The sequence below is a fragment of the Halovibrio variabilis genome (assembly GCF_007991175.1).
Taxonomy (GTDB): Bacteria; Pseudomonadota; Gammaproteobacteria; order Pseudomonadales; family Halomonadaceae; genus Vreelandella; species Vreelandella variabilis.
In genome coordinates, this window is sequence record NZ_BJXV01000013.1 from 54,708 (window position 1) to 81,399 (window position 26,692).

Here is a 26,692-nt window from a genome sequence, read left to right on the forward strand (position 1 = left end):
TTAAAAGGATCATTGAGGATGAAGATGACACTTAAAGCAATGTTAGCCACCCTACTGCTATGCATGAGCCTAGGGCTTTCCAGTGGCGTACTGGCCCAAGCGGTAGCGCCCATTAACGTTAATACCGCCGACGTAGAACTGCTGGAAGAACTGCCTGGCATCGGCCCCAGCCGTGCCGACGCGATTATTGAAGAGCGCGAAACCAATGGCGCCTTTGAAAGCGCTGAAGATCTTGAACGCGTCAGCGGCATTGGGCCTGCCACCGTCGATCGCATGCGCGAGCAAGTGTCCGTTGAATAAGCCTGCATTGTCGTTAACCACCACAGCCCGGCAGCGCTTTAGCGCGCCGGGTGCTTGTAAAGCTGACGGTGATGCACACCAGGCCTTTAAATCATCCACAAATCCATAAACTTGTGCACGGGCATCGCTTCAAGCACTGCCTGCTCGCTACATAGTTGCGCAATTTGATCACAGCGACCGGCCGGAAAGCGCGTAGCTAAATGGCGTTCAAACTTGTCAACCAACAGCGGCATGCCTTCTTCCCGCCGACGCCGATGGCCCACCGGGTACTCAACCGCGACGTTATCAGTTGACGTACCATCGGTGAAAAACACCTGCACGGCATTGGCAATGGAGCGTTTTTCAGGATCGTGGTACGCCGCCGAATACTCGCTGCTTTCGTCTACCACCATTTTACTGCGCAGTTCATCTATCAGCGGATGGGCCACGTGAAAGCTGTCCTCATAATGTTCGGCGGTCAACGTGCCAAAAATAAGCGGCACCGCGGTCATGTATTGCAAGCAGTGGTCGCGATCCGCCGGATTGGCGAGTGCGCCGGTTTTGGAAATAATCCGAATCGCCGAATCGTGGGTCGTCAGGACAATCTTATCGATCTCGGCCAAACGGTCTTTTACCTGCGGGTGTAGCGTTACGGCGGCTTCGCAGGCTGTCTGGGCGTGAAATTCCGCCGGAAAGGAGATCTTAAACAGAATATTCTCCATCACGTAGCTACCAAACTCACGCTGAAAACGTAGGCGGCGATCAGCTTCCGGCTTCAGGCTCAAATCTTTATTGGCATGGCTAAACAGCACATCGTAGAACCCCCATTGGGGCGCCGATAGCGCGCTGGGAATGCCCATTTCACCACGCAGGGCGATATCCGCCAAGCGCACGCCTCGGGAGGTGGCATCCCCTGCGGCCCAGCTCTTTCGCGAACCAGCGTTGGGCGCATGGCGATAGGTGCGCAGGCTCTGACCATCCACCCAGGCGTGGGAGAGCGCCGAGAGCATCTGCTCGCGATTAGCCCCCATCAGTTTAGCGGCTACCGCGGTAGAGGCGACTTTCACAAGCACTACATGATCAAGGCCAACGCGGTTGAAGCTATTCTCCAGCGCCAGCACGCCCTGAATCTCATGGGCCATAATCATGGCGTTGAGCACATCGCGTATCACCAGTGGCGCTTCGCCCTGAGCGGCCCGCTGCTGGGACAGATGGTCGGCCACGGCAAGTATCCCACCAAGATTATCGGAAGGGTGACCCCACTCGGCAGCAAGCCACGTATCGTTATAGTCCAGCCAGCGGATGATACAGCCGATGTCCCACGCTGCCTTAACCGGGTCAAGGCGGAGTGAGGTGCCCGGCACCCGCGCCCCAAAGGGCACCACCGTACCTTCCACTATCGGCCCTAGGTGCTTGGTACACTCAGGAAAGCGCAGCGCCAACAGCCCGCAGCCAAGGGTGTCCATCAGGCAGTAGCGGGCGGTTTCCCATGCTTCATCGGACGCCACCTGATAATTGAGTACGTAGTCGGCAATGGCCTGTAGCTCGGGGTCGTAATCAGGCCGCTCATTAGCTTCGGATGTGGCAAACGATCTTGAAGACGACGATCTTGAAGACATAGCGCTTTCTCCTGCTGTTGAATCAGCTACTCAGTATGGTCCAAGGAAGGCTGCCTAAAAGCTATCACCAGGAACTTTCACAAACCCCTCCATCAACACCCGCGCACTGCGGCTCATCACCGCCTGTTCGATATGCCAACGTCCCTCTATCAGGTTTGCTTCAGCGCCCACCCGCAGGCTGCCGGAGGGGTGCCCGAAGGTGACCTCGTTGCGCTTACCACCACCCGCTGCCAGGCTTACCAGCGTGCCTTCGATCGCCGCGGCAGCAGCAATGGCCACCGCCGCGGTGCCCATCATGGCGTGGTGCAGTTTGCCCATGGAAAGCGCCCTTACCACCAAATCGATATCGGCGGCCTGGACGTTTTTACCGCTCGATGAAACGTAATCCGCCGATGGCGCTACAAAAGCGACTTTCGGGGTGTGCTGGCGGTTGCCCGCATCGTTCACGTCACCGATTAGCCCCATTCGCAGCGCGCCATAGGCCCGAATGGTTTCAAACATCGCCAGCGCTTTGTTGTCGCTGTTGATCGCATCCTGCAGCTCAGCCCCGGTGTAACCAATATCAGCGGCGTTAATAAACACGGTGGGGATACCGGCGTTAATCATAGTGGCTTTAAGCGTGCCCACGCCCGGCACCTCAAGCTCATCGACCAGATTGCCGGTGGGGAAAATAGCCCCCTCCCCGTCGGCCGGATCCATAAAGGCCACCGGAATCTCAACGGCGGGAAAGGTCACGCCATCCAGCTCGAAATCGCCGGTTTCTTGCACCTCGCCATTAACGATTGGCACCCGTGAGACGATGGTTTTGTGAATATTGACCTGCCAAATGCGTACCTCGACCACCCCGTTGTCAGGAATACGCGCTGGATCAACCAGACCATTGGTAATCGCAAAGGGGCCAACAGCCGCCGAGAGGTTGCCGCAATTACCGCTCCAATCTACAAAAGGCTTGTCGATGGAAACCTGACCAAACAGGTAATCCACATCGTGCTCAGGTGACGCGCTTTTCGACGCAATTACCGTTTTGCTGGTACTGGAGGTCGCGGCCCCCATACCATCAATCTGCTTTTCATACGGATCGGGGCTGCCCATCACCCGCAGTAGTAGCTGATCCCGCGCGACACCCGGCTGCCGAGCCGCTTCGGGTAGATCGCTGAGTTTAAAAAACACGCCCTTACTGGTACCGCCACGCATATAGGTGGCGGGGATTTTAATCTGAGGCATTAACTTATCTCCGGCTGGGCCGCTGTGGATTCAAGAAAATCCTGGGCAAAGCGCTGCAGCACGCCGCCAGCAGTGTATATCGACACCTCCTCGGCGGTATCCAAGCGGCATTTCACCGGTACGCGCTCGCTGTCTCCGCTTTGGCGGTGGATTACCAGCGTGAGCTTCGCCCCTGGCGACACAGCGCCTTCGACATCAAACATTTCGGTGCCATCCAAGCCTAATGTTAGACGTGTGGTGCCGGATTCAAACTGCAGCGGCATCACCCCCATACCGATCAGGTTGGTGCGATGAATACGCTCAAAGCCCTCGGCGGCGATTGCCTCCACGCCCGCCAGCGCGACGCCTTTGGCCGCCCAGTCCCGTGATGAGCCCTGGCCGTAATCCGCACCGGCAATAATGATCAGCGGCTGCTTACGCGCCATATAGGTTTCGATCGCTTCCCACATGCGGGTCACGTCGCCTTCCGGCTCTACCCGCGCCAGTGATCCCTGCTTTACCTTGCCGTCGGCGTCGCGCACCATCTCGTTAAACAGCTTGGGGTTGGCGAAGGTGGCACGTTGGGCGGTGAGGTGGTCGCCACGGTGAGTGGCGTAGGAGTTGAAGTCCTCCTCCGGCACGCCCATTTTGGCCAGGTACTCTCCCGATGCGCTGTCAAGCTGAATCGCGTTTGAGGGCGACAGGTGATCGGTGGTGATATTGTCCGGCAGTATCGCCAGCGGGCGCATACCCTTCAGGGTGCGCTCCTTGGCCATATTGCCCTCCCAGTAGGGCGGACGACGGATATAGGTACTCTGCGGCCGCCAGTCATACAGCGGGCTCACCTGAACGCGGGCGCTCTTGTCCAGGTCAAACATGGGAATATAGGTCTGGCGGAACTGTTCAGGCTTCACCGACGCTTTGACAATCGCGTCAATCTCCTCATCGGCGGGCCAGATATCCTTCAAGGTAACGGGGTTACCCGCTTGATCCACACCCAGGACGTCTTTCTCGATATCGAAGCGAATGGTGCCTGCAATCGCGTAGGCAACCACCAGCGGCGGCGAGGCTAGAAAAGCCTGCTGAGCATGCGGGTGAATCCGCCCGTCGAAGTTACGGTTGCCAGAAAGTACCGCCGTCGCGTAAAGGTCACGCTCAATAATCTCCTGCTGGATTTCTGGATCCAGCGCCCCGGACATACCGTTGCAGGTGGTACAGGCGTAGGCCACCACCCCAAAGCCGAGATTTTCCAGCTCGCTCATCAAACCGGCTTCTTCCAGGTACATCTTGACGGTTTTCGAGCCCGGCGCCAGCGACGACTTGACCCACGGCTTGCGCAGCAGACCCAGCCGATTGGCGTTACGCGCGATTAGCCCGGCGGCGACCATATTGCGCGGATTAGAGGTATTGGTGCAGCTGGTGATGGCGGCGATGATCACCGCGCCATCGGGCATTTTGCCTGCTGCCTCCTCTTCTTGTGCCGCTTCAAGCCCCACCGCTATACCGCGCTGAGCAAGTTCCGACGTAGGCAAGTGGGCGTGGGGATTAGAGGGCCCCGCCAGGGTACGGGTGACCGACGATAGGTTGAAGGTCAGCACCCGCTCGTAATCAACCTCGGTCAAGCTATCCGCCCAGAGGCCAGTGTGCTTGGCATAGGTTTCCACCAGCGCTACTTGCTCATCTTCACGACCGGTAATTTTCAAGTAATCGATAGTTTGGCCATCGATATAGAACATCGCCGCCGTGGCGCCGTACTCGGGGGTCATATTGGAGATAGTGGCGCGATCACCCACGGTGAGGGCATCGGCGCCTTCGCCGTAAAACTCCAGGTAAGCCCCTACTACCCGCTCTTTGCGCAAAAATTCGGTAATCGCCAGCACCATATCGGTGCCGGTAATCCCCGGCTGCAGCTTGCCGGTCAGCTCCACGCCGACGATATCCGGCAGGCGCATCATGGAGGCGCGACCCAACATCACGCTTTCGGCTTCCAAGCCACCCACGCCCACCGAGATCACCCCGAGAGCATCCACCATAGGGGTATGGCTATCGGTGCCCACACAGGTATCCGGATAGGCAACGCCGTCACGGTTCTGTACCACCGGTGACATCTTCTCCAGATTAATCTGGTGCATGATGCCGTTACCGGGCGGGATCACATCGACGTTCTCAAAGGCCGTCTTGGTCCAGTTGATAAAGTGAAAGCGATCATCGTTGCGGCGATCTTCAATGGCGCGGTTTTTCTCGAAAGCGCCCTCTTCCGACCCGGCGTGCTCCACCGCCAGCGAGTGGTCGACAATCAGCTGGGTGGGCACCACCGGGTTGACCTTGGCGGGGTCGCCGCCCTTCTCGGCAATGGCGTCGCGCAGTCCGGCAAGATCAACCAGCGCGGTCTGGCCAAGGATGTCGTGACAGACCACACGCGCCGGGTACCAGGGGAAATCCAGGTCGCTCTTGCGCTCGATCAGCTGTTTTAGCGCATCGGTAAGCAGCTCAGGGTCGCAGCGGCGCACCAGCTGCTCCGCCAGCACGCGGGAAGTATAGGGCAGCTTGGCATAGGCTCCGGTTTGGATAGTTTCCACCGCCTCGCGAGCATCGAAAAAATCCAGCGCTGTGCCAGGCAACGGTTTACGGTAATGGGTATTCATAGCAGACAGGCTCACAAGAAGGGGCTGAAAAAAGCCCGGTCGCCAAGCCACCGGGCAGCACGCGGGTCAGTCTCGCGCTTCAATCGGCACCCACTCGCTCTTCTCGGGGCCTGTGTAGTCGGCGCTGGGGCGAATAATGCGGTTGTTGGCGCGTTGCTCGAAGACGTGGGCCGCCCAGCCGGTCAGCCGCGAGCAGACAAAGATTGGCGTGAACAGCTTGGTGGGAATATCCATAAAATGATAAGCGCTGGCGTGGAAGAAGTCCGCGTTACAGAACAGCTTCTTCTCCCGCCACATGACTTCCTCAACCCGCTCGGAAACCGGGTAGAGGACTTTGTCGCCGACATCGTCAGAAAGCTTTTTAGACCAGTGCTTGATAATTGCGTTGCGCGGGTCGGAATCACGATAGATTGCGTGGCCGAAGCCCATGATTTTATCTTTGCGCTCGAGCATGCCCATGATCTTGCTTTCCGCTTCTTCCGGCGACTGCCAATTCTCGATCATCGCCATGGCTGCTTCATTGGCACCGCCATGCAGCGGGCCGCGCAGTGAGCCAATCGCCCCGGTCACGCAGGAGTGCATATCGGAAAGCGTTGAGGCACAGACCCGAGCAGTAAACGTAGAGGCGTTAAACTCGTGCTCGGCGTAGAGAATCAGCGATACGTTCATTACCCGCGCATGTAGTTCCGAGGCGGGCTCGCCGCGCAGCATATGCAGAAAGTGACCGCCTACCGAGTCGTCATCGGTCTCGGTATCGATGCGCATGCCGTCATGGGAGAAGCGGTACCAGTAGCAGATAATCGAGGGCAGCACCGCCAGCAGGCGATCGGCGACGTCTTGCTGCTGATCGAAATTCTCCTCGGTTTCTAGATTGCCTAACATTGAGGCGCCGGTGCGCATTACATCCATCGGGTGGGCGTCTTTGGGAATTTGCTCAAGCACCGTTTTCAGCGCCTCAGGTAGGCCACGCAGGCTTTTGAGCTTGGCGATGTAATGATCTAATTCACCCTGGTTGGGCAGCTTGCCTTTCAACAGCAGGTAAGCGACCTCTTCAAACTTGGCTTTTTCAGCCAGCACTTTGATATCAAAGCCACGGTAGGTCAGGCCTGAACCTGTTTTGCCTACCGTACACAGCGCGGTTGAACCAGCGCTCTGGCCACGCAGTCCTGCACCTGTCACGGGTTTATCAGCCATGGTGTGTCTCCTATCGCTACTTTTTAACTATTGTTTGCTTTTAACTGTTGTTTTCTGAATATTGCCGTTCGGCTGGGGGACTTACTGGTCATCGCCTTTTTCGGCAAACAGGGCGTCGAGCTTCTGCTCGAAGTCGTGGTAGTTCAGAAAGTCGTAGAGCTCGTCGCGGGTCTGCATGATAGGCACCACGTCTTTTTGGTGGCCGTTGTCGAGGATGCTTTGATAGACCTGCAGCGCCGCGGCGTTCATGGCGCGGAAAGCAGAGAGCGGGTAAAGCACCATGCGGCAGCCAACGTCACCAAGCGCCGTTTGCGTAAACAGCGGTGTCGCGCCAAATTCGGTGATATTGGCCAGAATCGGCGCATTAACTCGTTCACAGAAAGCCTTGTAATCATCCAGGGTGTGCACTGCTTCGGCGAAGATGGCATCCGCCCCTGCTTCTACACAGGCGTTAGCCCGCTCAATGGCCGCATCAAGGCCCTCTTTTTGAAACGCATCGGTGCGGGCAATCAAATAAAAGTCGGGATCAATCTTGGCATCCGCGGCGGCCTTAATGCGGTCGACCATCTCCTGTTGCGAGACAATCGCCTTATTGGGGCGGTGACCACAGCGCTTTTGCGCCACCTGGTCTTCCATATGCACGGCGGCCACACCAGCGCGCTGCATCTCTTTGACGGTACGGGCGATATTGAAGGCACCGCCCCAGCCGGTATCGATGTCCACCAGCAGCGGCAGCTCGGTAGCGCCGCAGATACGGTGAGCATCCTCTACCACGTCATTCATGGTCGTTATTCCCAGATCCGGCAAGCCAAACGAGGCGTTGGCCACACCGCCACCGGAAAGGTAAATGGCTTGATGGCCCACTTTTTCGGCCATCAGCGCGGTGTAGGCATTGATGGTGCCTAAGATCGGCAGCGGGCGGTTAGCTTCAAGCGCGGCCCGAAAGCGGGCGCCGGGCGTCATCTGGGACATGGGGCGTTACTCCTGTTGTTCTGGTGTGGCTCTGGCGTAGTTATGGTTAAGTTCTGGTGAAGCGCTGATTCAGTTGACTTTTTAGTTATGTGTTAGCGTTACGATTGGGGCGCTGACTGTTCCAGGGTCGCTGCATAGCGTTCCGCCACATTGGCCCGGGAAGCGCTGACATGGCGGCGCATCAGCAGCTCTGCCAGTTCCGCATCGCCGGCCTCAATGGCATCCACAATACGATGGTGCTCCACAAAGGCGCGCTGGGGCCGCGTACCACTGGCACTGAACTGGGTGCGATAAAGGCGCACAAGGTAGTAAAGGTCATCGCAGAGCAGGTTCATCAACATCTTGTTATGGCTGCCCTGAACGATGCAGTAGTGAAAATCCAGATCGCCTTCACGCTGATAGTAGGCTTCACCGCGCTTTAAGTCGGCCTGGCCTTCGTGCAGCGCCAGCACATCCCTTAAGCCCTGAACCTCTTCTGGCGACATATGCTCGGCGGCAAGTCTGGCGGCCATGCTTTCCAGTGCTTCACGCAGGTCAAACAGCTCCAACAGCTCTTTCATCGAGAGCTGAACCACCCGTGCGCCCACATGGGGAACGCGCTCAATTAGCCGATGCGCTTCCAGACGCCGCATCGCCTCGCGCAGCGGCCCGCGGGAGATACCGTAGGTTTTAGACAGCCCCGGCTCGGTAATTTTACTGCCAGGGGCGAGTTCGCCGCGAACGATGGCATTCTGAAGCTGATTAAATACCCGCTCGGCGAGCGTGCGCACTTCAGAGGAGGTCGATTCGGGCGCCTTGTCAGCGGTGCTTGATGAAAAAGTAGCGAGAGAAGCCATAGTTTATTGTCGACAATTTGAAAGTTAATGAACTTTAGCGCGTGCCAATTGAACCGTCAACTAGCCACGTTTGCTGATTTTATACCCCTTTCGTTGTATCAAACGAGGCAAACAGAGCCTACCTGTCAACAATCAAACGTTTATCAGCACGTCTCCTTTTGCCAGAGGGGTTTTTGATAGGAAGCTGATGAGCACTTGAGCGCTGGATACACTGCGTGAGAAAGGCGTCGAAGCCGTATGCTGGTGTCATTGTCTCCACCTCTCTAAAATGGCATGCCCTTAACTGGCCAGGCGTTTGCTTTATGATCAAGGCGTTATCAATAACGGTCCTGCCCTACTCTTCCGATCCGCTGGGAATCTTCGCTCGCCTGCGTGCCAGGCCCGGCGCGGTGCTACTCGACAGTGGACGCCCAGTCGCCACCGGCCGCTTTGATATCATCAGCAGCGACCCACTGGCGACATTAGAAGTGTCTGGCGATGGCGAACCGCATGTGCTTTCCGACCAGCTTAGTCCGCCGGCATACTTGGCCCAGGACGCGTTTGGCCTCCAGCAATGGCTACTGGATCAGCTCGATATCACCAATACGCCCAGTGAACTGCCTTTTCTGGGCGGGCTGATTGGCTACTGGGGCTACGATTTAGGGCGTAACACCTTGTCAATTCTCAGCGCTCAGGCGAGCCCGGTGGCACTCCCTCAAGCCCGTCTGGGGCTTTACGACTGGTGCATCACGCTAGACCACATGGCCCAGCAGGCGTGGTTAATCGCCACGCCTGAGCGCCGTGAGCAGGTGGAAGACTGGCTTACTCAAACGCCTGCGCCGACCAGCTCGTTTACCCTGGAAGGTGGCTTTAAGCCAGAACTCAGCCACGCCCAATACGCTACCCGCTTCGACGCCGTGCAGCGCTACATTAGGGCGGGCGACTGCTATCAAATCAACCTGGCCCAGCGCTTTTATGCCGACTACCAAGGCGACGAGTGGCAGGCTTATCTACGCTTGCGCCAGGCGACCCCCACGCCCTTTTCCGCTTTTATGGCCTGGGGCGACAAGGCCGTTCTCTCGCTGTCACCGGAGCGCTTTATTCAGTGCCGTGATAGACAAGTGGAAACTCGCCCCATTAAAGGTACCCGGCCACGTGGCGCAACGCCTGAAGACGATCAGGCGCTGGCTGAGCAGCTATTAAGCAGCCCTAAAGATCGCGCCGAAAACGTCATGATCGTCGATCTGCTACGCAATGACTTAGGCCGGGTCTGCCAGCCGGGCTCCATCCGCGTGCCGCAATTGTGCCAATTGGAAAGCTACCCGAACGTACACCATCTGGTTAGTGTTGTGCAGGGAACGCTGGCCGATCGCTATACGCCGTTAGCACTGCTTAAAGCCGCGTTTCCCGGCGGTTCAATTACCGGTGCGCCCAAAATTCGCGCCATGCAAATCATCGATGAACTGGAGCCCTGCCTGCGCAGCGTGTATTGCGGCAGCCTTGGCTATGTCGATGTGCGCGGCAGCATGGATACCTCGATTGCCATTCGCACCATGGTGGCCGAGGCGGGCAGACTGCATGTATGGGGCGGCGGGGGCTTGGTCGCCGACTCCCAAGCGGACGAAGAGTACACCGAGACGCTGGATAAAATTCGCCACCTAATTGGCGCTTTGGAATAAAAAGCGCGAGCTCTATATCAAAAAGGAATATAAAAGCCAAACTAAACGGTATTGGGGTTCGCTGCCTCCTGTTTGGTAGCCTAGTCAATATTATTTAATTTCCAATTAGGAGGCAGCATGTCCTCAGAGCTTGCAGCGATTAATAGAGATTTCGCCAATAATCCTCAAGGGTTAGTTGAGTGGGCGTTAGCCCAGGGCGCACGACCTATTTGCACCACCAACTTCCGCCCCTTTGAGGCGGTGATTCTGCATATGGTGAGTCAGGTGCGTCCGGATATCCCGATTGTGTGGATGGACAGCGGCTACAATACCGAGGCGACCTATCAATTTGCCGATGCGGTCATTAAACAGCTCAATCTCAATCTGGTGAGCTTTATTCCCCAGCGCACCCGCGCCCATCGCGAAGCGCTGGAAGGCCCGATGCCTGGCATCGACGACCCGCGCCACGCGGCCTTTACCCAGGAAGTTAAAATCGAGCCCTTCGAGCGCGCGCTGCGTGAAATGCAGCCCGACGTGTGGTTCACCGCGCTGCGCGCCGAAGACACGCCCGAGCGCGCCCAAATGCTGCCGGTTAGCCGCAATAGCGACGGTCTATTGAAAGTCGCCCCACTGCTACAGTGGAGCGCAAAGGATATGTACCAGTATCTTCAGGCGCACAACCTGCCCAACAACTTTGACTACTTCGACCCCACCAAGGTGGAAGAGAAGCGCGAATGCGGGCTGCATTTACAGCATTAATTCACACTACGGATTAATACTCGGGCAGGTCCAAGCCATCAAACAACGACTGTTCATGGCGCGGACCTGCGGTTAGCGCTTCGTCTACGCGGTCGCGGGTTAAATGAGGCGCAAAGCGCTCGAGAAAATCATACATATAGCCACGCATAAAGGTGCCACGCCGAATACCGATTTTGGTCGTGGAACTGGCAAATAAGTGGCTAGCATCCAGCGCGACGAGGTCATCATCGAGCGTTTCGTCCACGGCCATGTGCGCCACAATGCCGACCCCCATACCCAGCCGAACGTAAGTCTTAATAACGTCGGCATCGGCCGCCGTCAGCACCACATTAGGCGTCAGCCCCTTGGCCTTGAAGGCGTCGTCTAACTGGGAACGACCGGTAAACCCAAACACGTAGGTGACCAGCGGGTGTTCAGCCAGTGCTTCCAGCGTTAACGGGCCTTGATGGGTAGCCAAGGCGTGGTCCTTGGGCACTAGAACGCAGCGGTTCCAGCGATAACACGGCAGCAATATCAAGTCGGTAAACAGCTCTAGCGACTCAGTGGCGATGGCAAAATCCGCCTGCCCTTCACTGACCATCTGCGCGATCTGCTTGGGCGTGCCCTGCTGCATATGCAACGCCACATCCGGATATTTCAGGGTGAATTCGCTGATAATGGGTGGCAGCGCATAGCGGGCCTGGGTGTGGGTGGTGGCAATGGCAAGGCTACCGCGACGCTCATCGCTATGCTCTTGGGCCACTTGCTTGATGTTATCGGTGAGGCGCAGCACCTGACCGGCCAGCGCGATAATTGATTGGCCAGCGGGCGTTACACGCGTTAAATGCTTACCGCTGCGGGCAAAAATTTCCACACCCAGCTCATCTTCCAGCAAGCGAATCTGTTTTGAAATACCCGGCTGTGAGGTAAATAGACTTTGTGCGGTGGCTGAGACATTCAGGTTATGTCGATTGACTTCCCAGATATAGCGTAGCTGCTGTAGCTTCATATCCTCACCTTGATTATTGTCTATACAGGTCTGTGCGGAGCGCGCTGAAACACCCTCATGCATGGCCAGTCAAAGCGTTTGATGGGCGGCAGTGGCGATTTGGCGCCACACAGCACCGGATAGAATAAAAAACACCTTTATAATACTTATATATTATAAAAAAATCTTCCTAACGGCATCCTTTAATTTCTGCTATTCAGATAACTCACCCGGTAGGAAATTTGCCAGCAACCTTCGCGCCCGCTACCATCTGCTCACGACTTGTCGCGGTAAACACAAGGCGCGGTGAAACTAAGCGCGGTGAAAGAGCGCTAGTCCGCGCAATGACCGTTGCTCCATTTGAGGCAACGAAACAGTAAGAGCAACGCAAACGGAGAATCAAATGGCTAATAATGTTGATGTCACCAACGCCAATTTTGAGCAAGAAGTCCTCAACGCTGAACAGCCTGTGCTAATGAAATTCTGGGCGCCCTGGTGCGGCCCATGCAAAGTGATGGCCCCGGTCGTTGATGAAGTCGCTGACGAACGTCAGGACAACCTGAAAGTCGTTAGCGTTAATGTGGACGACGCACCTGAGATTGCCGCCGAACAAGGCGTACGCGGTGTGCCTACCGTTATGCTGTTTAAATCCGGCACCAAAGTCGCTTCCCTGGTTGGCGCGCAATCTAAATCGCAACTGACGCAGTTCATCGAACAAAACGCCTGATGTGTAAAAATAGCCGCCGACCCTGTCGGCGGCTATTTTCCTGCTTATGATTTGCCTCTGCGCTTCCAGGGCGGCAGGCTGGCATCACTCATCTGAGCGTCGTCCTTGTGGCGCTTGCCTGGCCCTAAAAGCCGAGCGATCCAACGCGTTTGCGGGTGGCTATCCAAGGCAATCTTCAGTGTCATCGTCAGCACTACCGACAGCAGCATCCCCGCCGCACCAAAGATCCACCCCCACACCACCAGCGATAAAAACGCCACGAACGTTGAGAGCCCCAGCGCCTGCCCCATTACCCGAGGCTCAATCAGGTTGCCGAGCACAAAGTTGATGCCCAGATAGGCCGCCGCCAATAGTAACGCTTGAAAAACGCCGCCATCTTGAGCGACCAGCAGCAACAGCACTGGGGGAATGGCAGCAATGGCTGAGCCAATATTGGGTATAAAGTTGAGCGCAAAGGCCAACACCCCCCACAGCAGTGGGAACTCCACACCCACAATCAGGCATGAAAGCCACACCAATGCCCCGGTTGCCAAACTAATCATGGTCTTAACGGCCAGATAGCGCTTCAGCGTTAAGCTAAATTCACTAAAGCGTTTCAAGCTAGGCGCAGGATTTTCCAGTGCCCGAGAGATTTTGTCGCGCATGTTGAGTGTTTCAAACATCATGAAGATGACCAGCAGCACGACAATGATGCTCTGCATAAACAGGTTGCCAAGCTGGCTCAACACCTCTGGCATCCAAGAGCTTCCATCTTCCATCTCGAACAGCGAGTTGATCTGCTCGGGATTAATCGCTAACCCGCGCGAAGAAAGCGCATTAAGCACGTTCCAATACTGCTCATAAAGCCGCGACTCAATTTCCGGTAGCGCGGACACAAAAGTACTAAAGCTATTGACCACCAGTAGGCCAATCAGCGATATAAACGCCAGCAACACCATTAAGGTTAGAAAAGCCGAGGCCCGCAGGCTCAAACCACAGCGATGCAGCCACTGCACCGGCGAAGTGCATACAACGGCAATAAAGGTCGCTAGCAGCAACGGTACTAACAAATCAGCGCCCGCCTTCATTCCCGCAATAATGACGACCAACGCGGCAAGTGCCAGGGTGGCGTTAAGGGGAACACTGCGGTAATCCTCATCCGACAATTTCGACATACACCTATCCCTAGTCTGTTGTCATATTCATATTGGCTGTCAACGCACTATTTCACAAACCGTGCAAACAATAAGCAACTGTTTTACTTCGACTCTTATGAGCTGAACTTTCCTGGCTAGCGCGCTTCCAAGCTCCGTCTGCACTATTTTCTGAAAACAGCTGTTAAAAATCAGGTATTAGCTTGGCGGACTCCCGCCTACTCATTAAGGAAGCCATTTATGACCGCAATACTACCTACCTATCAAAGACCATGCGTTCAAAGGCTACGTACTCAACTGCTCGGCTACGGCTTGCTAGGCGGCGCCTTACTTGCCCTACTTAGCGCCCCTTTCGCGCACGCTGCGTCTTTGCCTCCATCGCAGCCTAGCCTACATGTTCAAGCGCAGTCGTGGGTAGAAGTCGCGCCCGATAAAGCCACCCTGAATGCACGGCTGTGGGAAAACACGCCCGCCCTTTCCACCTTGGAAGAGAGCGATAGTAGCTCACTTAGCGATGCCCGAGAGCGTTTAGAGGCTCGTGCCAGCGAATTAATCGAGCAGATGGAAGCCACCGGCCTTGAACGCAGCGCTATTAATGCGGGCTCACTGAATGTCTATCCCGAACATGTTCAAGGGCCACGCAACGAAGACGGCGAACATGAAAGCCTGCAGCGCACGCGGCTTGAGCGCCCGATCACCGTTGAACTCACCGATCTGGATCAGTTAGGCGAAGTGTTAGACGCGCTAATCGCCGCTGGGGTTAATGCATTGGATGGCGTGCAGTTCGACCTGCAAGACCGCGACGCGGCCACCGATGAAGCGCTGGTTAAAGCGCTAGAAAAAGCCCAGCACAAAGCGAATCTCATGGCCGACAGCTTAGATACTGAGCTAGGCCATGTGCAGCGCATTGAAGAAACCCAATCGCCAATCTTCCAGCCGCGCATGATGGCGATGCGGGCAGAAAGCGATACCGCCGCTGGTCAATCCGGTGCTGCCAGTGATTACAACCCCGGCACCATTCGCATTGATGCCGGGGTGAGCGTTGAGTGGGCGCTTAAAGGGCCAGACGCTCCACGCCGCCCAGGTAGCGACGCAGCGGCTCAGGAATAGTCACCGAGCCATCCGCCTGCTGGTGGTTTTCAAGCACCGCCAGCAGGCAGCGACCAACGGCCAGCCCTGAGCCGTTCAAAGTATGCAGTAACAGCGGCTTTTTGGATTCCGGATGGCGATAGCGCGCCTGCATCCGCCGCGCCTGGAAATCCTCGCAGTTAGACACCGACGAAATCTCCCGGTAGGTTTCCTGGCTCGGCAGCCATACTTCTAAATCGTAGGTTTTCGCCGCCCCAAAGCCCATGTCGCCGGTGCACAGTGTCACTACGCGATACGGCAACTCCAACGCCTGCAGGATCGCCTCGGCATGACCGCGCATATCTTCCAAGGCCTCGTAACTCTTTTCCGGCTCCACGATCTGTACCATTTCGACTTTATCGAACTGATGCTGGCGGATCATGCCACGGGTATCGCGCCCATACGCACCAGCCTCGCTGCGGAAACAGGGCGTATGCGCGGTGAGTTTCATCGGCAGCGCCGCCTGCTCAACGATTTCATCGCGCACAAAGTTGGTCAGCGGTACTTCTGAAGTGGGAATCAAGTGGTACTCGCGCTCATCGTCCAACTTGAACAGATCTTCGCCAAACTTCGGCAGCTGGCCGGTACCCATTAGCGAATCGCGGTTGACCATATACGGCACGTAGCACTCTTCGTAGCCGTGCTGCTCGGTTTGGGTATCCAGCATAAACTGCGCCAGTGCCCGGTGCAGGCGCGCAATCGGCCCGCGCATTACGGCAAAGCGCGCGCCGGTGATTTTCGCCGCCAGCTCGAAATCGAGATACCCCGACTGCTTGCCCAGGTCAACGTGATCCAGCACCTTAAAATCAAATTCTCGCGGCGTGCCCCAGCGGTGCAGCTCAACGTTATCGTCTTCGCTTTTGCCTTCCGGCACGCTCTCGTGGGGAAGATTGGGAATACCGCTAATGACGTCGTCCCACTCTTCCTGCACATCGGCCAGCTCGCGCTTGGCTTTATCCAAGCGCTCGCCTAAATCGCTGACTTCATCCAGCAGCGGCTGAATGTCTTCACCATTGGCCTTGGCCTTACCAATCGCCTTGGAGCGCATATTGCGCTCATTTTGCAGCTGCTCGGTTTGCGTTTGCAGCTCGCGGCGACGCGACTCCAGCGCCTGCAACTCCGCTTTATCAAGCACAAAGCCCCGGCGGGCCAGTTGATGAGCGACCGTGTCAAGATCACCGCGCAGCAGTTTCGGATCGAGCATGAATCCTGTCCCTTGGCCTGAAAACAATAAGAGCAACGCGCTGATGCACGTGCATAAAAACACCTATTGTAGGCAAAAGCGCTGGGCGGGGCTATGGGTGGTGTGAGGTGGTATTCGTTTAGGTAGGTTGGAGGAGGGATCGGCAAACTATTTTACAGCGCCACTGCTCCGGCAAAACTGTAACTTGACCATAGCAATACTCCAGTTGTGATTCACAACGTTTCTCGGCAACCTAGTGGTTATTGTCAACGTCACCCCTTTATTAGCCGAGCACGCTGCTATGCCTACCGCTTTTGATCAAACACTCGCCGCCATCGATGCGCTGCACGCCGAGGATCCGCGTTCCACCACCCTCGCCGATGGTACTTCCATGCCCAAAGAGCTGGCCTACGCTCAGCGTATGAGTGGCTGGCTGGACAACGTTCACGAGGCGCCCGATGACGTGTTGCGACTCGCGGTTCGCGCCCAGCACTTGCAGCGCTGGTTAGTGCCACGCGAGGATTATCCCGAAGGGCGCGTGGGCTACTTAACCTGGCGGCGCGACCAGGGCAAGCGCGCGGGCGAGACAACCGCCCAGCTAATGCGCGATGCAGGCTATAGCGAGGAAGACGCGAACCGAGCGGCAACCATTATTGGCAAAAAAGGCCTCGGCCGCGACCCTGACGTGCAGGCGCTGGAAGATTGCGCTTGTTTGGTATTTCTAGAGAACTACTTTGCTGATTTCTCGCGCAAGATCGAGCACGACCATTTGGTGCGGATTGTGCAGATGACCTGGCGCAAAATGTCACCTCGCGCCCACGAACTGGCCTTAACACTGCCGATGTCGGACGCCTCGTTAGCCTTGGTTAAAGAAGCCCTGGGTGCGGAATAAGAGTCAGCCTAAGACACCGCGTAAAACGCTACCGTTAGATGCAGCCGATCAGTTGCTGCGGTAAAGTAGTGGTCTTCCTTTATCGCGCTCCCGGCACTGACGGCTAAATCACCTATGATTGCATCCCTAGACACACGTACCGCCCCCTTTGAACGCCTGGGCAGCGACTATGTACGGTTTCTACAAGCCCTCAAAACGCGGGGCTTTGAAGGCGAAATCGCCCCCGATTACGCTAACCGTACCGTGCTGGCGACGGATAACTCGATTTACCAGCGCCTGCCCCAAGCGGCGGTCTACCCCAAGCATGGCGAAGATATCGAGCGCCTCACCCGGCTTGCCGCGCAAACCACCCACCGGGGTATTGTGTTAACACCCCGCGGTGGCGGTACCGGCACCAATGGCCAGTCGTTAACCGACGGCATTGTGGTTGATGTCTCTCGTCACATGAACCGGATTGTCGAAATCGACGTTGAGAACCGCCGCGTGCGTGTCCAGGCGGGCGTGATCAAAGACCAGCTCAACGCCGCGCTCAAACCCCACGGGCTATTCTTTGCGCCGGAGCTTTCGACCTCTAACCGCGCCACCATTGGCGGCATGATCGCTACCGACTCCAGTGGCCAAGGTAGCTGCGAATACGGTAAAACCCGCGACCACGTGCTGGAACTCGACACCGTTCTAATCGGCGGAAAGCACCTGCACAGCCACGCCTTAACGCCGGACGAAGAGCAGTCGGAGCGCCAGCAGGAAGGCATTATCGGCCGTGTGCACACCACCGCCGCCGAGATTATCGACCAGCAGCGCGACTTGATTGCGGCCAAGTTCCCACCGCTCAACCGCTGCTTGACCGGCTACGACCTGGCTCACCTTCGCAATGGCGACGGTCAACTGAACCTCAATAGCCTGCTGTGCGGCTCAGAAGGCTCGCTGGGTTTCTTGAATGAAGCGGTACTCAATGTACTGCCGATTCCCAAGCACTCAACGCTGGTTAACGTGCGCTATGTCAGCTTTATGGACGCACTGCGCGATGCCAACGCCTTAAAGGCCAGCCCGGCGCTGCCCACCTCTATCGAAACCGTGGATGACACCGTGCTGCAACTGGCCATGGAGGATTTTGTCTGGGACAGCGTGGCCGAGTTTTTCCCGGCAACCGGAACGGCGCCCATTCGCGGCATTAACCTGATCGAGTTTAATGACGACGATGAGAGCGCCCTCGCCAAGCGGGTGCGCGCCTTCACCGAACACCTAGGCCAAGACGCCACCGTTGAGCGCCTGGGTTACACCCTGGCCGAAGGGCGCAGGCAGATTCAGAAAGTCTACGCCATGCGCAAACGCTCGGTGGGTTTGCTCGGCAATGTGCAGGGCGAGAAGCGCCCCATTGCTTTTGTGGAAGACACCGCCGTGCCGCCGGAACATCTGGCGGATTTTATCGCTGAGTTCCGCGCCGCGCTGGACGCCCGCGGCCTCGCCTACGGTATGTTCGGCCATGTGGATGCCGGGGTGTTACATGTGCGCCCAGCGCTGGATATGAAAGACCCCGCCCAGGAAGCGCTGATTCGCGATATCTCCGATGAAGTCGTCGCGCTGACCCAGAAATATGGTGGCCTGCTGTGGGGCGAGCACGGCAAGGGCGTACGCTCTGAGTACGGCCCCAAATTTTTTGGCGAGTTATACCCTAGCCTTCAGCGGGTCAAAGCAGCGTTTGACCCTTACAACCAGCTTAACCCTGGCAAAATAGCATCGCCTGCCGAAAGCGGCGGGCTGATCGCCAAGGATAGCGACCCCAATCTGCTTACCATTGACGGCGTTCCCATGCGCGGTCAGTTTGATCGCACCATTGATGAGCGCGCTTGGCAGGCTTACGACGCGGCGGTGTACTGCAACGGCAACGGCGCCTGCTACAACTACGACGTTGACGACCCCATGTGCCCTTCCTGGAAAGCCACGCGGGATCGCCGCCACTCGCCCAATGGCCGTGCCAGCCTGATCCGCGAGTGGCTGCGCCTGCAGTCACAGGCGGGTATCGACGTGGTCGAGGAATCGCGTAAGGAAAAAGCCGAAGGCAGCTGGGGCTTTATGAAACGCTTCCCGCGGCGGGTGGCGAACACCTTCAGCCGCAAGCAGCACCACGACTACTCCCATGAGGTTTACGACGCCATGGCGGGCTGTTTGGCGTGTAAGTCCTGTGCGGGGCAGTGTCCGATCAAGGTCAACGTGCCGCAATTCCGCTCTCAGTTCTTGGAGGTCTACCACGGCCGCTACCTGCGCCCAGTACGGGACTACGTGATTGGCGGCACTGAGTTGTTGCTGCCCACGCTGGCTAACGTAGCGCCGCTGTACAACGCGGTGATTGGCCAGCGCTGGGTGGAAAAACTAATGCGCCGCACCCTGGGCATGAGCGACTCCCCGGCGCTCTCACGCAGCAGTGTTAAAAAGCAGCTAAACGCCTGGGGGGTTGCCGAGGCAACGCCGCTCTCGCTGGCCTTGTTGACCGAACAGCAGCGCGCCAACAGCGTGATACTTGTTCAGGATGCCTTTACCACCCACTTTGAAGCCAAGCTGGTGATGGATGTGGTAGAGCTACTATCGCGCCTCAATCTACGCGTGTTTGTGATGCCTTTTTCTGTTAACGGCAAACCGCTCCAGGTGCAGGGCTTTTTGGGCGCCTTTGAGCGCGCTGCCGCCAAGCAGGCCGAGCGGCTTCGCACCCTCGCCCGCTTTGAGATTCCCATGGTGGGTATCGACCCAGCGATGACCCTCACCTACCGCCAAGAGTATGTGAAAGCGCTAGGCGAAGACGCGGTGCCAGCGGTGCTGATGCTGCAAGAGTGGCTCGCGACCCGCATCAATACCCTGGCGCCCAGCCAGCTTAAGCTCACCGACCCGGGCTTTAAGTTGCTTTCCCACTGCACCGAGAAAACCAATGCACCGGGCAGCCCAAAAGCCTGGCAGCAGGTGTTTGCCGCCTTTGGCTTAGAGCTCGAGCTAATGGCCAGCGGCTGCTGCGGTATGTCGGGTACCTACGGCCACGAAACCCGCAACGCCGCCACCTCAAAAACGATCTATGCCCAATCCTGGCAGCCCCAGGTGGAAGCCGACGAGAACGCAGGCAAACTGCTGGCTACCGGCTACTCTTGCCGCAGCCAGGTGAAGCGCTACTCGGAACAAGTGCTGCCGCACCCTTTGCAAGCTCTGTTAGCGGCATTGAAACGGCATTAGGTTGTCATAAACGCATGACGAGCAAGAAGCCGTTGTACTCAACTAGATTCTTGTCTAACGTTGATACAATTATTGGTGTGCAGTGCAAAAAACTGTCACGCTCACTATCAACGTGTACTTTTCAGGAGCCACTTTGCTGCCGCTACTCCCCTCCCTGGCCCGCTTAGGGGCAAGCGTTGTTTTAGTTCTGAGCCTCTCGGCCATGGCTGCCGCTCAGGAAAACCGCGTAGAGACGCAGCTGGTCGAAGACTCTGCGCGGATAGAGATACTGCCGCTCACAGGCAGCGTCAGCGCCCCGCGCACCTCACTGCTTTCCAGCGCTGAAGCGGGCCAGGTGAGTGAGCTAACGGTTGAGATGGGCGACATGGTCACTCAAGGCCAGCCGCTACTCTCCCTGGATACCCGCGATATTCGCCTGGAAAGCCAGCGCGCCCGCGCCGATTTGGCCCAGGCCGAAGCCGAGCGCGACGAAGCCCAGCGCTTGGTCAACGAAGCCAACCAGCTCTCGGCACAAAGTATTGCCGCCAGCGAGCGCCGCCAGCGTGAAAGCACACTGGCCGCCGCTCAAGCCACGCTGGAGGCGCGTAGAGCGGACCACCAGCTCACTCAACTGCAGCTTGAGCGTCACCAAGTGCGTGCGCCTTTTGACGCCATGGTCACCCAGCGCGAAAGCGACGTCGGCGAGTGGGTAGACCCCGGCGATACGCTACTCACTTTGGTCGATTTGTCCGCGCTTAGGCTAGATTTTTCAGTGCCGCTCTCCGCCTACCAACGCTTTGAAGGCTCTCAGCTAGAAGTGCGCTTAGAAGGCAGTGATCAATGGCACCCGGCGCGTACTCTCGCCCGCATTCCGCTCGATGTGAGCTCACGGCAGTTTCTGCTCCGCGCAACGCCGCAAGCGCCGTTGGCAATGCTCCCCGGCATGGCCGTGGAAGGCCGTTTACAGCTCATCGGCGAAAGCGGCCCCAGCGTGCCTCGCGATGCGCTGGTTCGCCGTCCGGATGGTAGCGTCAGCGTTTGGCTGGCCCGCCAACGCGATGACACTTGGCAAGCGTTTGAGCAGCGGGTTGAAATCGGCAGCAGTTACCAGGGAGAGGTCGCCGTCAATGAGGGCCTATCCGCGGGAGACCGCGTGATCGTCGTCGGCAACGAACGTCTTGAAGAGGGGCAGAATGTGTCCCTCATCGACGACTAAAGGAGCGATAGCCGCGTATGTTTGCCGCCATTATTCGTCACGGCATCTTGGTTAGCGTGATTACACTAATCCTGCTGATTCTCGGCATTGCCGCCATTTGGCGCATTCCCGTGCAGATGATCCCCGACCTGGAAACCCGGGTCGTGGGTATCGAAACCCAGTGGCCGGGGGCCACCCCCCAGGATATTGAAAAGGATATATTGATCGAGCAGGAGGAGTTCCTGCGCAACGTGCCCAACCTGCAGCGCATGGAGTCCACCGCCAGCAGCGGCAGCGCCGAAATCGAGCTGGAGTTTCCGTTTGGCGTGGATCTCACCGAAACCTTGATCCGGGTTAACAACGCGCTTAGCCAGGTGCCTTCCTACCCCAACAATGTCGACCAGCCGCGCATCGTCGCCAACTCCTTTTCCGCCAACGCCTTTATGTACTTTAACGTTGGGCCCCGGGAAGGCAATCCGCGCCAGCTCGATATGCCCGCCATGCGCGACTATCTGGAAGACAACGTACGCCCGCGCCTGGAGGGGGTCGCCGGGGTCTCGGAAGTCACGGTTTCCGGGGGCGCCGAACGCCAGATGCAGCTGCTGATCGACCCCGAGGCGCTGGCCGCCCGCGAGCTAAGCATCAGCGATATTCAAGCGGCGCTAAGGGCGCGCAATCAGGATGTTTCCGGCGGCCACCTGGAGAGCGGCAAGCGACGCTACCTGCTGCGCACCGTGGGCCGTTTTGAGGACATTCAGAGCCTTGAATCGATGATTTTACGCCGTGACGGCGACGCGATTACCCGGCTAAGCGATGTCGCCGAGGCGCGCCAGTCCTATGCCGAACTTAGCTCCCGAGCGTACAACTCAGCGGGAGACCCCGTACTGAGCGTGCAGGTACGCCGGGAGCCGGGCGCCAATGTGATTGATATCAAGCGCGCCATGCTCGACGAGGTCGCGGCGCTGAATGAAGGCCTGCTGGCTCAGCAGGGCATGCGCATGACGCTCTCCAGCGACGACGTCCGCTACGTGGAGTCGTCAATTGCCAATGTGTGGTTCAACCTGGGCCTGGGTGCGCTGTTTGCCACCCTGGTGATGTACGCCTTCTTGCGCTCGGCCCGCGCGACGTTAGCCGGGGTCATCGGCATCCCTATCTGTACCATCGCCGCCTTTTTAGGCCTGCTGCTGGCAGGGCGCACGCTCAACGTTATTTCCCTGGCGGGTGTCGCGTTCGCCATTGGCATGACCATTGATAACACCATCGTGGTACTGGAGAGCGTTGAGACCCAGCGCCGCCGCGGCTTAGCGCGTTTTGAAGCCGCATTAGAGGGGGTCAAACAGGTGTGGCCCGCCGTGCTCGCCTCAACGATGACCACTGTTTTGGTTTTTGTACCGATCTTTTTTATTCAGCAAGAGGCCGGGCAGCTCTACTCCGATATCGCCGTGGCTATCTCGACGTCGATTATTGTCTCAATGGTGGTCGCGATTACCGTTATTCCCACCTTGGGTGCGCATATCGATTTTCGCGGCAAGGAGGGCGCCTCAACGTCATCATCGCGCTGGATACGCAGCTGCCTGTGGATCGTTGAAGGCATCATTCGCACCGCTACGCGGCGATTGATTGCCATTGTGCTGGGGATCGCGGGAGGGATCGCGATATTTGTTGGCCTGACACCCCCGGCGGAGTACCTGCCGGAAGGCGAAGAGGCCAAGACCTTTGCCAGCATGAACGCCCCGGCGAGCTACAATCTGGCCACCATGGACGCGATTGCGAAAACCCTGCAGCGGGAGCTTGAACCCCATGTGGGCGCAAACCCTGAGCGGTTTGAGCGCGGCGATACCGACGTGCCGCCGATTCTCACCATGGGCATTCAGGCCGAGGCGCAAAGTGTGCGCATCATTGCCGAAACCATCGACCCCAATCATATTGAGGCGCTGATGGACGCGCTCACCGAGCGCTATAGAGCCTACCCGGACATGCGCGCCTTCGCCGCCCGCGGCTCGATTATTTCCAGCAATGACGGCGGCACGCGCAGCATCACCCTGGATATTGCCGGCAACGATTTAGACGAGCTTTACACTACCGCCAATACGATTTATCAGCGCGCCCAAACGGTCTTCGATAACCCCCGCATTCAGTCGCAGCCCTCGGCATTGGATCTGGGCCAGCCGCTGATTGAGGTCTACCCGAACTGGGAGCGCGCCGCCGAAGTCGGCTTGGACACCGATGCCCTGGGCATCGCCGTGGCGGTACTGACCAACGGGGCTTATCTGGATGATTTTTATCTCGACGATGAAAAAATCGATCTTTACGGCTACGGGCCCAATGCGGGCGATATTGACCTGGATGCCCTCGCCACCCTGCCCATCCACACACCGTCAGGGATTAACGTGCCACTCAATACCCTGGCTGAGATTCGCGAGACGGTGGGAACGGCCACGCTACGGCGGGTGGACGGTCGTCGCAGCGTTACCCTGGACGTCATTCCGCCGCGCAGCGTGGCGCTGGAAGCAGGCATTGAACGCATGCAGCGCGAGGTAATCGATGCCTTGAGCGATGAGGGCGAACTCCCCGCTAACATCAATGTCACGTTGAGCGGGGCGGGCGACCAACTGGATGCCACTCGCCAGGCGCTAACCGGCAATGCATTGATTGCGCTGGCGATTGTGTATCTGCTGCTGGTGGCGATTTTTGCCCACTGGGGCTACCCGCTGCTGATTCTTGCCACTATTCCGTTAGGTGCCGCTGGCGGGATTGTCGGGCTATGGCTGATGAATACCGTGGGCGCTCTGCTGCCGAAAATTGGTTTAAATGCCATCAGCCAGCCGTTTGATATGATCACCATGCTGGGCTTTTTGATTTTGATGGGAACGGTAGTCAATAACCCGATACTGGTGGTTCATCAGGCGAGGGAGAATTTACGCACGGCGAGCATGGGCGTTCGCGAGGCCGTTCAACGGGCAGTGGAGAGCCGTTTACGGCCTATCGCCATGACCACGCTTACCACCCTGTGCGGCCTTTCACCGCTGGTGTTTTTGCCGGGGGAAGGCACCGAGCTTTACCGCGGCGTCGGTGCCATTGTGCTGTTCGGGCTGCTTGGCACGGCGATTGTTACCGTTACCTTCCTGCCCGCTCTAACGGTTGCCGTGCTGAGTTGGAAAGGCAAAAGAGTGGCAAACAACTAAGAGTGGGCAGGTTAGAAAAACAGCTGCTTAAGCGCTAGGCCTGGGTCGCTTTCGCGCATAAAGACCTCGCCCACCAAGAAGCCGTTGACGTTATGGTCGCGCATTAGCTCAACGTCATCGCGGGTATGGATGCCCGACTCGGTAATCACCGTTACGCTGTCAGGGAGACGCGGTAGTAGCTCAAGCGTGGTGTTCAAGCTGGTTTCAAAGGTATGCAAATCGCGGTTATTGATGCCCACCAGTTTGAGATCCAGCGCCAGAGCGCGTTCCAATTCATTGGCGTCGTGAACTTCCACCAACACATCCATCCCCAGCTGTTTGGCTTGCTGATTCAGGTCACGTAGCTGCGCGTCATCCAGGGCAGCCACAATGAGCAGAATGCAGTCCGCGCCAATCGCCCGGGCTTCACACACTTGGTAGCCATGGGTGATAAAGTCCTTGCGAATCACCGGCAGCGTGCAGACATCCCGGGCCGCTATCAAATAGTCTTCATGGCCCTGAAAAAAATCAGCGTCGGTGAGCACCGACAGGCAAGCCGCACCGCCTTGCGCATAGCTTTGAGCAATATCCGCCGGATGAAAGTCTTCGCGAATCACGCCTTTTGACGGCGAGGCCTTTTTGATCTCGGCGATAATCGCCGGATCACCGGTGGCAATGCAGGTGTTCAGGGCTTCGATAAAACCACGCGGAGCGCTCTGCTTATCGCCCAGGGCGAGCAGATCGGCTTCTGAAACGGCCTGGCGGCGTTCAGCCACTTCCTGCTCTTTGCGGGCCAGAATGCGCGTTAAAATCGTCGGGGTTGCTTGTTGCGTCATGATGATCTCTTATTGTTTAAAGCTATAATTTTAAAAGCTGTCAATTTAAAAACTGTCGATTTAAAAGCGATCTGTTTACAAACTGTCTGCGTAAAAAATTACTGCTTAAAAACGCTGGTGAAATGCGAAAGCTCTTTGAGCTTCTCTAGCGGCAGCTTGGAAGCCTGGGCATCCTGGGCCACCATCACGCCCTCTTTCAACGTATCGGCCACCCCCGAACAGTAAATGGCGGCGCCTGCGTTTAGCGCTACAATATCGGCGGCAGCGCCCTCCCCGGCCAACGCGGCTTTCACCAAGCGCAGGCTGTCTTCCGCGCTGGCGGCTTTTAGCGTTGCCAAGCTCTGGCGCTCAATACCCAGCTGTTCCGGGGTAATCGTATACTGGGTAATTTCGCCATCCTTAAGCTCAGCCACCAAGGTCGGCATCGCCAGGGAAATCTCGTCCAGCCCGTCCTCCGAGTGCACCACCATCACGTGGCGGCTACCCAGAGTTTGCAGCACGTCCGCCATCAGCGGCACCAGCTCCGGCGCGTAAACGCCCAGCACTTGATTGGGCGCGCCCGCAGGGTTGGTTAACGGCCCCAAAATATTAAACAGCGTGCGCACGCCCATTTCACGCCGCGGGCCAATCGCGTGGCGCATGGCCGGGTGATGATTGGGGGCAAACATAAAGCCTACGCCCACCTGTTCGATACAGCGCGCCACTTCTTCCGGTTTAAGGTCCAGGTAAATACCCGCCACATCAAATAAATCCGCACTGCCTGACGACGACGACACACTACGGTTGCCGTGTTTAGCCACGTGGGCACCTGCGGCCGCGGCGACAAAGCTGGCGGCAGTGGAAACATTAAACAAATTAGCGCCATCGCCGCCGGTGCCGACGATATCCACCACGTTTTCGGCATCCAGTTCAACGCGCTTCATCAGCTCGCGCATCACCTCAGCGGCGGCACTAATTTCAACGGCGCTTTCACCCTTCATGGCCAAACCGACCAGCAGGCCACCAATTTGCGCGTCACTGGCATCGCCGGTCATGATCTGTCGCATCAAGGCGTGCATGGCATCGAAAGAGAGGTCTTCGCGGCGCATCACCGCATTAATCGCGTCTCGCATTTGCATGAGCAGAAGG

General features: G+C 57.5%; 20 protein-coding genes. 9 read left to right on the forward strand and 11 right to left on the reverse strand.

All coding sequences use genetic code 11. The features are described 5' to 3' along the window. Nucleotides 1-18 precede the first annotated feature (18 nt). Nucleotides 19-300 carry a ComEA family DNA-binding protein gene (locus HVA01_RS12445; protein WP_146875733.1) on the forward strand — a complete coding sequence of 94 codons (282 nt, stop codon included), beginning with the start codon at nt 19-21 and terminating at the stop codon, nt 298-300. Between the two features lie 86 nt (nt 301-386). Here the strand turns inward: HVA01_RS12445 and prpD are convergent, their stop codons facing one another. From prpD to HVA01_RS12475, 6 genes are all read right to left on the reverse strand, one after another. Next, nucleotides 387-1,898: a 2-methylcitrate dehydratase gene (prpD, locus tag HVA01_RS12450; RefSeq protein WP_146875734.1), complete on the reverse strand. Its 1,512-nt coding sequence runs from the start codon at nt 1,896-1,898 to the stop codon at nt 387-389. A 54-nt stretch (nt 1,899-1,952) separates the two neighbouring features. Next, nucleotides 1,953-3,122: a 2-methylaconitate cis-trans isomerase PrpF gene (gene prpF, locus HVA01_RS12455; protein ID WP_146875735.1), complete on the reverse strand. Its 1,170-nt coding sequence runs from the start codon at nt 3,120-3,122 to the stop codon at nt 1,953-1,955. Next, nucleotides 3,122-5,746 carry a Fe/S-dependent 2-methylisocitrate dehydratase AcnD gene (acnD, locus tag HVA01_RS12460; RefSeq protein WP_146875736.1) on the reverse strand — a complete coding sequence of 875 codons (2,625 nt, stop codon included), beginning with the start codon at nt 5,744-5,746 and terminating at the stop codon, nt 3,122-3,124. Before acnD ends, prpF begins: the two co-directional genes overlap by 1 nt. 66 nt (nt 5,747-5,812) lie before the next feature. Then, nucleotides 5,813-6,940: a bifunctional 2-methylcitrate synthase/citrate synthase gene (gene prpC, locus HVA01_RS12465; protein WP_146875737.1), complete on the reverse strand. Its 1,128-nt coding sequence runs from the start codon at nt 6,938-6,940 to the stop codon at nt 5,813-5,815. 81 nt (nt 6,941-7,021) lie between these two features. Then, nucleotides 7,022-7,912, reverse strand: a complete 891-nt coding sequence (prpB, locus tag HVA01_RS12470; RefSeq protein ID WP_146875738.1) for a methylisocitrate lyase — start codon at nt 7,910-7,912, stop codon at nt 7,022-7,024. A gap of 98 nt (nt 7,913-8,010) precedes the next feature. Then, nucleotides 8,011-8,748, reverse strand: coding sequence for a GntR family transcriptional regulator (locus HVA01_RS12475; protein ID WP_146875739.1), 738 nt, complete (start codon nt 8,746-8,748; stop codon nt 8,011-8,013). A 302-nt stretch (nt 8,749-9,050) separates the two neighbouring features. On the opposite strand from HVA01_RS12475, the gene pabB reads away from it, so the two are divergent. Both pabB and HVA01_RS12485 read left to right on the forward strand, forming a co-directional pair. Continuing rightward, nucleotides 9,051-10,406, forward strand: a complete 1,356-nt coding sequence (pabB, locus tag HVA01_RS12480) for an aminodeoxychorismate synthase component I (protein WP_146875740.1) — start codon at nt 9,051-9,053, stop codon at nt 10,404-10,406. Between the two features lie 117 nt (nt 10,407-10,523). Continuing rightward, nucleotides 10,524-11,144, forward strand: coding sequence for a phosphoadenosine phosphosulfate reductase domain-containing protein (locus HVA01_RS12485; protein ID WP_146875741.1), 621 nt, complete (start codon nt 10,524-10,526; stop codon nt 11,142-11,144). A 13-nt stretch (nt 11,145-11,157) separates the two neighbouring features. Here the strand turns inward: HVA01_RS12485 and cysB are convergent, their stop codons facing one another. Then, on the reverse strand, nt 11,158-12,132 hold the full coding sequence (gene cysB / locus HVA01_RS12490) for an HTH-type transcriptional regulator CysB (RefSeq protein ID WP_146875742.1): 975 nt from the start codon (nt 12,130-12,132) through the stop codon (nt 11,158-11,160). Nucleotides 12,133-12,514: 382 nt separating this feature from the next. Here cysB and trxA point away from each other — a divergent pair, with 382 nt between their 5' ends. Then, nucleotides 12,515-12,838, forward strand: coding sequence for a thioredoxin (gene trxA / locus HVA01_RS12495; RefSeq protein ID WP_146875743.1), 324 nt, complete (start codon nt 12,515-12,517; stop codon nt 12,836-12,838). Between the two features lie 44 nt (nt 12,839-12,882). On the opposite strand, the gene HVA01_RS12500 is transcribed toward trxA, so the two are convergent. Further along, nucleotides 12,883-13,992, reverse strand: a complete 1,110-nt coding sequence (locus tag HVA01_RS12500; protein WP_146875744.1) for an AI-2E family transporter — start codon at nt 13,990-13,992, stop codon at nt 12,883-12,885. Between the two features lie 219 nt (nt 13,993-14,211). Between HVA01_RS12500 and HVA01_RS12505 the strand changes: the two genes are divergently transcribed. After that, a complete protein-coding gene (locus HVA01_RS12505) occupies nt 14,212-15,081 on the forward strand; it encodes an SIMPL domain-containing protein (RefSeq protein WP_146875745.1) in 870 nt (289 codons plus the stop codon). Here HVA01_RS12505 and serS read toward each other — a convergent pair. Beyond that, on the reverse strand, nt 15,026-16,303 hold the full coding sequence (gene serS, locus HVA01_RS12510; protein ID WP_146875746.1) for a serine--tRNA ligase: 1,278 nt from the start codon (nt 16,301-16,303) through the stop codon (nt 15,026-15,028). The two genes, HVA01_RS12505 and serS, sit on opposite strands and share 56 nt — an antisense overlap. 280 nt (nt 16,304-16,583) lie before the next feature. Between serS and HVA01_RS12515 the strand changes: the two genes are divergently transcribed. The 4 genes from HVA01_RS12515 to HVA01_RS12530 all read left to right on the forward strand — a co-directional run bounded on the left by HVA01_RS12515 (nt 16,584) and on the right by HVA01_RS12530 (nt 24,749). Then, nucleotides 16,584-17,174, forward strand: coding sequence for a DUF4202 domain-containing protein (locus HVA01_RS12515; protein ID WP_146875796.1), 591 nt, complete (start codon nt 16,584-16,586; stop codon nt 17,172-17,174). A gap of 114 nt (nt 17,175-17,288) precedes the next feature. Continuing rightward, nucleotides 17,289-20,390, forward strand: a complete 3,102-nt coding sequence (gene ydiJ / locus HVA01_RS12520) for a D-2-hydroxyglutarate dehydrogenase YdiJ (RefSeq protein WP_146875747.1) — start codon at nt 17,289-17,291, stop codon at nt 20,388-20,390. 133 nt (nt 20,391-20,523) lie between these two features. Further along, nucleotides 20,524-21,585, forward strand: a complete 1,062-nt coding sequence (locus HVA01_RS12525; protein ID WP_246129609.1) for an efflux RND transporter periplasmic adaptor subunit — start codon at nt 20,524-20,526, stop codon at nt 21,583-21,585. A 17-nt stretch (nt 21,586-21,602) separates the two neighbouring features. Further along, nucleotides 21,603-24,749, forward strand: a complete 3,147-nt coding sequence (locus tag HVA01_RS12530) for an efflux RND transporter permease subunit (RefSeq protein ID WP_146875748.1) — start codon at nt 21,603-21,605, stop codon at nt 24,747-24,749. Nucleotides 24,750-24,760: 11 nt separating this feature from the next. Here the strand turns inward: HVA01_RS12530 and trpC are convergent, their stop codons facing one another. Both trpC and trpD read right to left on the reverse strand, forming a co-directional pair. Next, nucleotides 24,761-25,564, reverse strand: a complete 804-nt coding sequence (trpC, locus tag HVA01_RS12535; protein ID WP_146875749.1) for an indole-3-glycerol phosphate synthase TrpC — start codon at nt 25,562-25,564, stop codon at nt 24,761-24,763. A 98-nt stretch (nt 25,565-25,662) separates the two neighbouring features. Further along, the gene (trpD, locus tag HVA01_RS12540; protein ID WP_146875750.1) at nt 25,663-26,682 is read right to left on the reverse strand and encodes an anthranilate phosphoribosyltransferase; all 1,020 of its coding nucleotides are present in this window, start codon (nt 26,680-26,682) and stop codon (nt 25,663-25,665) included. Nucleotides 26,683-26,692 lie beyond the last annotated feature (10 nt).